2 protein-coding genes are annotated in these 651 nt (G+C 56.4%); both read right to left on the reverse strand.

Features of this window, described 5'->3' with window-relative positions; all coding sequences use genetic code 11:
• The coding region (locus IVB13_RS08855; protein WP_247488450.1) for an aminotransferase class III-fold pyridoxal phosphate-dependent enzyme at positions 1 to 269 on the reverse strand (269 nt) is incomplete at its 3' end.
• Positions 269 to 651 (reverse strand): AAA family ATPase (locus IVB13_RS08860; RefSeq protein ID WP_247488452.1); only part of this gene is annotated, 383 nt, incomplete at its 5' end. The genes IVB13_RS08855 and IVB13_RS08860, both read right to left, overlap by 1 nt.

Raw genomic sequence — 651 nt, forward strand, 5'->3', positions numbered from 1 at the left:
AGTTGCGCAGCAAGCTCCTCAGCCGCATCGTGGGTATAGCCGGCAAAGATGATCTGATTGAGCTTACCGGCTTGTTCCTGAATCGCGCTTACAATATGTGGATGGCAGTGACCGTGCGTTACCACCCACCAGGATGAGATTGCATCGATAATACGGCGTCCATCTGCTGTGTGCAGATAAGCACCATCAGCACGTACAACCTTTGTCATTTCGCCTTGAAGCGCGTGTTGCGTGAACGGATGCCAGATCGGCGACTTTGTCTTCGGCATCACGGATTGAAATCATCAGCACGGAATGAGGCTTGGAATGCGGCCTGCAGCGTGTCTGCCGTGAGGGGAGAAAGCCATGGCAATCGCCCTAGCCAGCGCACCCGCCCCATCTCGCGAATCGCAACCTGAGTCTCAGCATTTCTTTCGCCAATGAAGGCCATCCCAAGAATGCGGATCTCACGTTTTCGGAGAGCCTCTATCGACAGCAGCGAGTGATTGATGGTCCCCAGCGCTGTGCTTGCGCAAAGCACCACTGGAAGCTTCCATCGCTCGAAGACATCAATGTAGAGTGTGTCTCCGCTCAGCGGCACCATCAGGCCGCCCGCGCCCTCGATCACCAATGGCCGCTCCCCGGTATCGGGCACATCGAGCAAATCCGCCT

This window comes from Bradyrhizobium sp. 17, assembly GCF_023073515.1.
In the GTDB taxonomy this organism is placed as follows: Bacteria; Pseudomonadota; Alphaproteobacteria; order Rhizobiales; family Xanthobacteraceae; genus Bradyrhizobium; species Bradyrhizobium canariense_D.